At 61.9% G+C, this 7,771-nt stretch carries 12 protein-coding genes; all 12 read left to right on the top strand.

The window, feature by feature from the left end; all coding sequences use genetic code 11:
- Positions 1-536 precede the first annotated feature (536 nt).
- Positions 537-905 carry a 50S ribosomal protein L14 gene (gene rplN, locus J2T23_RS19115; protein ID WP_003803789.1) on the top strand — a complete coding sequence of 123 codons (369 nt, stop codon included), beginning with the start codon at positions 537-539 and terminating at the stop codon, positions 903-905.
- Positions 906-908: 3 nt separating this feature from the next.
- Complete coding sequence (gene rplX / locus J2T23_RS19110) at positions 909-1,271, top strand: 50S ribosomal protein L24 (RefSeq protein WP_015937845.1); 363 nt, start codon at positions 909-911, stop codon at positions 1,269-1,271.
- Entirely contained in the window at positions 1,271-1,852 is a 582-nt protein-coding gene (gene rplE, locus J2T23_RS19105; protein ID WP_018769138.1) for a 50S ribosomal protein L5, read from the top strand. Before rplX ends, rplE begins: the two co-directional genes overlap by 1 nt.
- An 82-nt stretch (positions 1,853-1,934) precedes the next feature.
- On the top strand, positions 1,935-2,333 hold the full coding sequence (rpsH, locus tag J2T23_RS19100; protein ID WP_015937843.1) for a 30S ribosomal protein S8: 399 nt from the start codon (positions 1,935-1,937) through the stop codon (positions 2,331-2,333).
- Between the two features lie 18 nt (positions 2,334-2,351).
- Entirely contained in the window at positions 2,352-2,888 is a 537-nt protein-coding gene (gene rplF / locus J2T23_RS19095) for a 50S ribosomal protein L6 (RefSeq protein WP_141159770.1), read from the top strand.
- A gap of 2 nt (positions 2,889-2,890) precedes the next feature.
- Positions 2,891-3,274: a 50S ribosomal protein L18 gene (rplR, locus tag J2T23_RS19090; RefSeq protein WP_141159771.1), complete on the top strand. Its 384-nt coding sequence runs from the start codon at positions 2,891-2,893 to the stop codon at positions 3,272-3,274.
- Complete coding sequence (gene rpsE / locus J2T23_RS19085) at positions 3,271-3,987, top strand: 30S ribosomal protein S5 (protein WP_141159772.1); 717 nt, start codon at positions 3,271-3,273, stop codon at positions 3,985-3,987. The genes rplR and rpsE overlap by 4 nt, the downstream gene beginning before the upstream one ends.
- Positions 3,988-3,989: 2 nt before the next feature.
- On the top strand, positions 3,990-4,196 hold the full coding sequence (gene rpmD / locus J2T23_RS19080) for a 50S ribosomal protein L30 (protein ID WP_009358731.1): 207 nt from the start codon (positions 3,990-3,992) through the stop codon (positions 4,194-4,196).
- A complete protein-coding gene (gene rplO / locus J2T23_RS19075) occupies positions 4,197-4,682 on the top strand; it encodes a 50S ribosomal protein L15 (RefSeq protein ID WP_141159773.1) in 486 nt (161 codons plus the stop codon).
- Between the two features lie 210 nt (positions 4,683-4,892).
- The gene (gene secY / locus J2T23_RS19070) at positions 4,893-6,203 is read left to right on the top strand and encodes a preprotein translocase subunit SecY (RefSeq protein ID WP_141159774.1); all 1,311 of its coding nucleotides are present in this window, start codon (positions 4,893-4,895) and stop codon (positions 6,201-6,203) included.
- Positions 6,204-6,208: 5 nt separating this feature from the next.
- Complete coding sequence (locus tag J2T23_RS19065) at positions 6,209-6,778, top strand: adenylate kinase (protein WP_210411207.1); 570 nt, start codon at positions 6,209-6,211, stop codon at positions 6,776-6,778.
- A gap of 74 nt (positions 6,779-6,852) precedes the next feature.
- Positions 6,853-7,680 (top strand): type I methionyl aminopeptidase, encoded by an 828-nt coding sequence (gene map / locus J2T23_RS19060; protein ID WP_307362615.1) that lies wholly within the window; start codon positions 6,853-6,855, stop codon positions 7,678-7,680.
- The last annotated feature ends 91 nt before the right edge of the window (positions 7,681-7,771 follow it).

The raw sequence follows: 7,771 nt of genomic DNA, 5'->3' as shown, positions 1-7,771 counted from the left end.
ACGATGGAAGCCGGCGCTCAACGCCTTCGCCATCACTTTCGACGGAAGAATCAACTAAATGCCAACCGTGGATCCACCGAAAATCGGACAGTCCCGGTGATGGCGCGTTGGAGGATCTCCTGCAGGTAGTGATGGGGCGTAAGTGGACTGCCGGACGACGCCGGCGCCTGGGTTGGCGGGGGAGTGGCAACTGGGTGGGCCGGAAGGCTGCCCCGCGCGGCGCCGTCGTCCGTCTTGCGGGGCAGGCGACGGTGGTGATATGGGGACCGGCGGAAAACGTGCTAGGATATTGAGTTTGTATGGCGCCTTTCGTGCGCCATCATCAACCTCGTAAACAAGCGTGCCACAGCATAGTGCCCCTGTGCGCCCGGGATCCGTTCCCGGACCGGGTGGGAGCAACTGCTCCTGGCACGGGCGTTTAGGCCTGGTCTGGCAAAATCCAGGCAGGTCAAGAGACACCCCGATCAACCGTTCCGCAAGGCTCATTCCGTAGCAAGACCACGGCCTGAGAACCGGCGCGACGCAAGGAGTAAATAGTGATTCAGCAGGAGTCGCGACTCAAGGTCGCCGACAACACGGGTGCTAAGGAAATCCTTACCATTCGCGTTCTCGGTGGATCTGGCCGTCGCTACGCAGGCATCGGTGACGTCATCGTCGCCACCGTCAAGGATGCAATCCCGGGCGGCAACGTAAAGAAGGGCGATGTGGTCAAGGCCGTCATCGTCCGTACCAAGAAGGAACGCCGCCGTGCGGATGGTTCCTACATCAAGTTTGACGAGAACGCAGCTGTGATCCTGAAGAACGACGGTGACCCCCGCGGTACCCGTATCTTCGGACCGGTTGGTCGTGAACTGCGTGACAAGAAGTTCATGAAGATCGTTTCTCTGGCTCCGGAGGTGCTCTAGTCCATGGCTGCAAAGATCAAGAAGGGTGACCTGGTTCAGGTCATCACTGGCGCCAAGGCTGAGCGTGGCGGCGACCGCGGCAAGCAGGGCAAAGTTCTGCGCGTCTTCACCGACACCAACCGCGTGCTGGTTGAGGGTATCAACCGCGTCACCAAGCACACCCGTGTTGGACAGTCGCAGCGCGGCACCAAGACTGGCGGCATCGAGGTCGTAGAGGCCCCGATCCACATTTCCAACGTGGCCCTGGTTGACCCGTCGACCAAGAAGCCGACCCGCGTGGGCTTCCGCCTCGACACTGTGGAGAAGAACGGTGTCAAGAAGACCGTCCGTATCCGCGTGTCCAAGAGCTCCGGGAAGGACATCTAATGACTGAGACTCTCGAGACTCCGGCAACGAAGATCGTTCCTCGTCTGAAGACCAAGTACGCCGAATCCATCAAGGCAACGCTCCAGGATGAATTCAAGTACGAGAACGTGAACCAGGTACCCCGCCTGGTGAAGGTCGTTGTGAACATGGGTGTTGGAGATGCCGCCAAGGACTCCAAGCTGATCGACGGCGCTGTCCGCGACCTCACCCAGATCACCGGCCAGAAGCCGCAGGTTACCAAGGCCCGCAAGTCGATCGCACAGTTCAAGCTGCGCGAAGGCATGCCCATCGGTGCACACGCAACCCTGCGTGGCGACCGCATGTGGGAATTCGTGGACCGCCTGGTCACCCTGGCACTGCCCCGTATCCGCGACTTCCGCGGCCTGAGCGGCAAGCAGTTCGATGGCAACGGCAACTACACCTTCGGTCTGACCGAGCAGGTTATGTTCCACGAAATCGACCAGGACAAGATCGACCGCGTCCGCGGTATGGACATCACGGTTGTCACCACCGCCAAGACCGATGACGAAGGCCGCGCGCTGCTTAAGGCGCTTGGTTTCCCGTTCAAAACCGAAGCTTAATTAACTACGTAAAAGGTCCGGCCGCTCCGCTCCCCAGGGGATGGAACGGCGGAAACCGTTACGAGGAAGGGCATGAGCCCACATGACAATGACAGATCCTGTCGCAGATATGCTTACGCGCCTGCGTAACGCAAACTCGGCATACCACGACTCCGTGTCTATGCCTTACAGCAAGCTCAAGGCACGCGTTGCCGACATCCTCAAGGCCGAAGGTTTCATCGCCGGCTGGAAGGAAGAGGACGCTGAGGTTGGCAAGAAGCTGACCCTGGACCTCAAGTTCGGTCCGAACCGCGAGCGTTCCATCGCCGGTGTACGCCGCATCTCCAAGCCGGGCCTCCGCGTTTACGCGAAGTCCACCAACCTGCCCCACGTGCTCGGTGGCTTGGGTATCGCAATCCTGTCCACCTCTTCCGGCCTCCTGACTGACAAGCAGGCCGGCAAGAAGGGCGTGGGCGGCGAAGTCCTCGCGTACGTCTGGTAACGGGAAAGGAAGAGAATAATGTCACGTATTGGACGTCTCCCCATCACCGTTCCTGCCGGCGTTGAGGTCAAGGTTGACGGCTCTGTCGTCAGCGTCAAGGGTTCCAAGGGGGAGCTGACCCACACTGTGGCCAGCCCCATCGAGGTTGCCCTGGATGACAACACCCTGACCGTCAGCCGCCCGAACGACGAGCGCGCCTCCCGTTCGCTCCACGGCCTGACCCGCACCCTGATCGCCAACATGATCCAGGGCGTCACCGCAGGCTACGAGAAGAAGCTTGAAATCGTCGGTACCGGTTACCGCGTTCAGGCCAAGGGATCTGACCTTGAGTTCGCTCTGGGCTACAGCCACCCGGTCAACGTTTCGGCTCCGGCCGGCATCACCTTTGCAGTAGAGGGACCGACCAAGCTCTCTGTCTCAGGTATCAACAAGCAGCAGGTCGGCGAGGTCGCTGCCAACATTCGCAAGCTGCGGAAGCCTGACCCCTACAAGGGCAAGGGTATCCGTTACGCAGGCGAAGTCATCCGCCGCAAGGTCGGAAAGGCTGGTAAGTAACCATGGCCATCTCCATTAACAAGAAGCGTACGAACAAGAGCAAGGCTGCTGGTCGCAGCCGCCGCCAGCTTCGTATCCGCAAGCGCATTTCAGGTACGGCTGCCCGCCCCCGTCTGGTGGTCAACCGTTCCGCACGCCACGTATTTGTCCAGGTTGTCGACGACACCATTGGCCAGACCGTAGCAAGCGCGTCCACCCTGGAAGCCGACCTTCGTGCATTCGACGGTGACAAGACTGCCAAGGCCAAGCGCGTTGGCGAGCTCGTTGCCGAACGTGCCAAGGCTGCCGGCGTCGAGGCTGTTGTCTTCGACCGTGGTGGTAACAAGTACCACGGCCGGATTGCCGCCGTCGCTGACGGTGCACGCGAAGGTGGGCTGTCACTGTGACCGAAGCAAACAAGGAAAAGGACACTGTGTCTGCAGATCAGAAGGCGCCCGAAGCCGCAGCTGCTGAGACCACTGCCCCCGCTGCCGAGGACCGCCGTGGTGGCGCCCGTCGCGGCGAGCGTGGCGACCGTGGCCAGGGCCGCGGCGACCGCGGTGGCCGTGGCGGCCGCGACGGTGGCCGTGAAGCCGAAAAGAACCAGTTCGTAGAGCGCGTTGTCACCATCAACCGCGTTTCCAAGGTCGTCAAGGGTGGTCGTCGCTTCAGCTTCACCGCACTGGTCGTCGTTGGTGACGGTAACGGCATGGTCGGCGTGGGCTACGGCAAGGCCAAGGAAGTTCCCGCTGCTATCGCCAAGGGCGTTGAAGAGGCCAAGAAGTCCTTCTTCCGCGTTCCCCGCGTTGGCAACACCATTCCGCACCGCGTTCAGGGTGAAGCCGCTGCCGGCGTCGTAATGCTGCGTCCGGCTTCCGCCGGTACCGGTGTTATTGCCGGTGGTCCGGTCCGTGCAGTACTGGAGTGCGTGGGTATCCACGACATCCTCTCCAAGTCGCTCGGTTCCTCCAACGCCATCAACATCGTTCACGCGACCGTTGATGCCCTGAAGCGCCTCGAAGAGCCGGCAGCAGTGGCTGCACGCCGCGGCCTGCCGCTGGACGAGATCGCTCCGGCTGCGCTGGTGAAGGCCCTCCTGGCTCCGAAGGCAGGTGTTTAGTCTTGGCTAAGAACCTGGTCCCCTCCGACGCTCAGTTGGAGATCACTCAGATCAAGTCCGCCATTGGCGGCAAGCAGAACCAGCGCGATACCCTGCGGTCCCTCGGCCTGAAGCGGATTGGACACACCGTTGTCCGCACCGCCGACGCCGTGACCGTTGGAATGCTCAACACGGTTCCGCACCTGGTAAAGGTAGAGGAGGCGAAGTAAATGGCAGAGAACACCGCTGATAAGGCGCAGGCTGCTGAGAAGCAGAGCGCCCTGAAGGTTCACCACCTGCGTCCCGCACCGGGTGCCAAGACCGCCAAGACCCGTGTCGGTCGTGGTGAGGCATCCAAGGGCAAGACCGCCGGTCGCGGTACCAAGGGTACGGCTGCCCGCTACCAGGTGAAGGCTGGCTTTGCCGGCGGCCAGCTGCCGCTGCACATGCGCCTGCCGAAGCTGCGCGGCTTCAAGAACCCGTTCCGGGTTGAGTTCCAGGTTGTAAACCTGGACAAGCTCAACGAGCTGTTCCCGGAAGGTGGCGCAGTCACCGTGGAGAACCTGGTCGAAAAGGGTGCCGTTCGCAAGAACCAGCCCGTCAAGGTGCTGGGCACCGGCGACATCACCGTCAAGGTTGACGTCACCGCCCACGCATTCTCGGCCAGCGCCGCTGAAAAAATTGCCGCAGCAGGCGGAAGCACCACCGCCCTGTAAGGGACGGCGCCAGCTGTTGAACTCCCGGTATCCGCGGGCTTCGGCCCCGGATACCGGGAGTTTTTCATATCCGCCCGGCGAACAATTCCCACCATCCGGCGCATGCGCGGCGGCCCGGATTGTTAGGTCGGGTCCCAGACCCGTTAGACTCGGATGTCGGGATTTATCAAATTCCGCCACCCCACCCTTATTGACACCACAGGAGGACGCTTGCTTAGCGCATTTGGCCGGGCCTTTCGCACGCCTGATCTGCGACGCAAGTTGTTGTTCACGCTGGGAATCATCACCATCTTCCGCTTGGGTGCTTTCATTCCCTCGCCAGGTGTGAACTACCAGAATGTCCAGCAATGCTTGCATAACGGTCAGACCGCCGGCGGGCTGTACCAGCTCGTCAACCTCTTCAGCGGCGGCGCGTTGCTCCAGGTGTCCATCTTCGCCCTGGGCATCATGCCGTACATCACGGCCAGCATCATCGTCCAGTTGCTCCGGGTGGTCATTCCCCGGTTCCAGCAGCTTTACGAAGAGGGCGCCTCGGGACAGTCCAAGCTGACCCAGTACACCCGCTACCTCACCATCGCGCTGGGCCTGCTCAACGCCACCACCCTGGTGTCCCTGGCCCGCTCAGGGCAGCTGCTTCCCGGCTGCCAGCTGCCGGTGATCCCTGACAGCAGCATCATCACCACCATCCTGATCATCATCACGCTCACGGCCGGCACCGGCCTGATCATGTGGATGGGCGAGCTCGTCACGGAGAAGGGCGTGGGCAACGGCATGTCGCTGCTCATCTTCACTTCCATCGCCGCCCAGTTCCCCACTTCGCTGGGTGCCATCTGGACCTCGCAGGGACCGGGAACCTTCTTCCTGGTCCTGGTGGTGGGTCTCCTCACGGTGGCCCTGGTGGTCTTCGTCGAGCAGTCACAGCGCCGCATTCCGGTGCAGTACGCCAAGCGGATGATCGGGCGGCGCACCGTGGGCGGCACCAGCACCTACATTCCCATCAAAGTGAACATGGCCGGCGTCATTCCGGTGATCTTCGCTTCTTCCATGCTCTACATTCCCGGGCTGATCGCGCAGTTCAACCAGCCCCGGAATGGCGAGTCCATGCCAGCGTGGGTTGAGTGGATCAACAACAACCTCACCCGCGGAGACCACCCGATCTACATGGCGGTTTATTTCCTCCTGATCGTGTTCTTCACCTACTTCTATGTCGCGATTACCTTCAACCCTGAAGAAGTCTCAGACAACATGAAGAAGTACGGCGGCTTCATCCCAGGTATCCGCGCCGGCAGGCCGACCGCTGACTACCTGCAGTACGTGCTCTCACGGATCACCCTGCCCGGCGCCCTCTACCTGGGCTTCGTTGCACTGATTCCGCTGGTGGCGCTCGTGCTGATCAACGCAAACCAGAACTTCCCGTTCGGTGGCACCTCGATCCTGATCATGGTGGGCGTTGGGTTGGAGACCGTAAAGCAGATTGATGCGCAGCTACAACAACGTCACTACGAAGGGCTTTTGCGATGACGAGAATGCTGATTATTGGACCTCCCGGTTCCGGAAAAGGAACGCAGGCGGAGCGGATTTCAGAACGCCTCGGCGTTGTGGCCATCTCCACCGGCGACATCTTCCGGGCCAACGTGAAGGGTGAAACCCCTCTCGGTATTGAGGCCAAGAAGTACATGGACAACGGCGACTTCGTCCCGGATAGCGTGACCAACAAGATGGTCCGCGACCGGCTGAACGAGTCCGACGTCGAAAACGGCTTCCTGCTGGACGGCTACCCGCGCACCACCGCGCAGGTTGACTACCTTGACGAGATCCTCGCCGACGGCGACGAGAAGCTCGACGTGGTCCTGCAGCTGACTGCCGACGACGAAGAACTCGTACACCGCCTCCTGGGCCGTGCCAAGGAAACGGGCCGGAGCGACGACAACGAAGCCGTCATCCGCCACCGCCTGGACCTGTACCACGAGCAGACCGAAGCCGTGGTGGCCAAGTACGCAGACCGCGGCATCCTCACCAAGGTTGACGGGATCGGTCCCATCGACGAAGTCACCAACCGCGTAATGCAGGCCATCAAGGCCGCGCAGGCAGCCTGACCCAAGGCGCCCAAGTTTTATCGAGGCTCCTCCCGGAATCCGGGAGGAGCCTCAGCCATTTGAAAGGACACATCATGGCCTTCGGCCAGCCCCGCATCGAAATCAAGAACAACGCCCAAATGCGTACCATGCATGAGGCCGGACTTGTCCTCAGCCGTGCCTTGGACGCCGCCGTCACCGCCGCAGTTCCCGGGGTCACCACCAAGCACCTTGACGATGTCTTCGCCGCCGTCCTCAACGAGGCAGGTGCCAAGTCCAACTTCCTGGGCTACCACGGCTTCCCGGCCACCATCTGCACGTCCGTGAACGAGGAAGTGGTGCACGGAATTCCTGGCAGCCGCGTGCTGCAGGACGGCGACATCATCTCCATCGACGGCGGCGCGATCGTCGACGGGTGGCACTCGGATTCCGCCCGCACCGTGATCGTGGGAACTGCGGATCCTGAAGACCAGAGGCTCTCCGATGTGACCCAGGCTGCCATGTGGCACGGGATCGCTGCGCTGGCCAAGCGGGGCCACGTTGGTGACGTCGGTGCGGCCATCGACGATTACGTGTCCTCGGTCCCGGGCAAGCCGCTGGGCATCCTGGAGGATTACGTGGGGCACGGCATCGGCTCCGAGATGCACATGGCCCCGGACGTCCTGAACTACCGCACCAGCCACCGCGGACCCAAGGTCAAGGCCGGCCTTTGCCTGGCCATTGAGCCCATGCTGGTGCGGGGCAGCATCGAGACCGCGGTCCTGGAGGATGATTGGACCGTTGTGACCACGGACGGCCAGCGCTCCTGCCAGTGGGAGCACTCCGTGGCAGTCCACGACAGGGGGATCTGGGTTCTTTCCGCGCTCGACGGCGGTGCGGAGCACCTGGTGCCCCTAGGCGTCACGCCGGTCCCGATCCCGTAAGGGACGTGCGCTTTCCCCCACGACGCAGAAAATCCCTGCCGACCCCGAAATAATGGGGTCGGCAGGGATTTTGCGCGTCACCGGCGTTTCG

This window comes from Pseudarthrobacter niigatensis (assembly GCF_030812615.1).
Lineage (GTDB): Bacteria > Actinomycetota > Actinomycetes > Actinomycetales > Micrococcaceae > Arthrobacter > Arthrobacter niigatensis.
The sequence above is the reverse complement of the archived record's forward strand: the minus strand, read 5'-3'. Positions and strand labels throughout refer to the sequence as shown.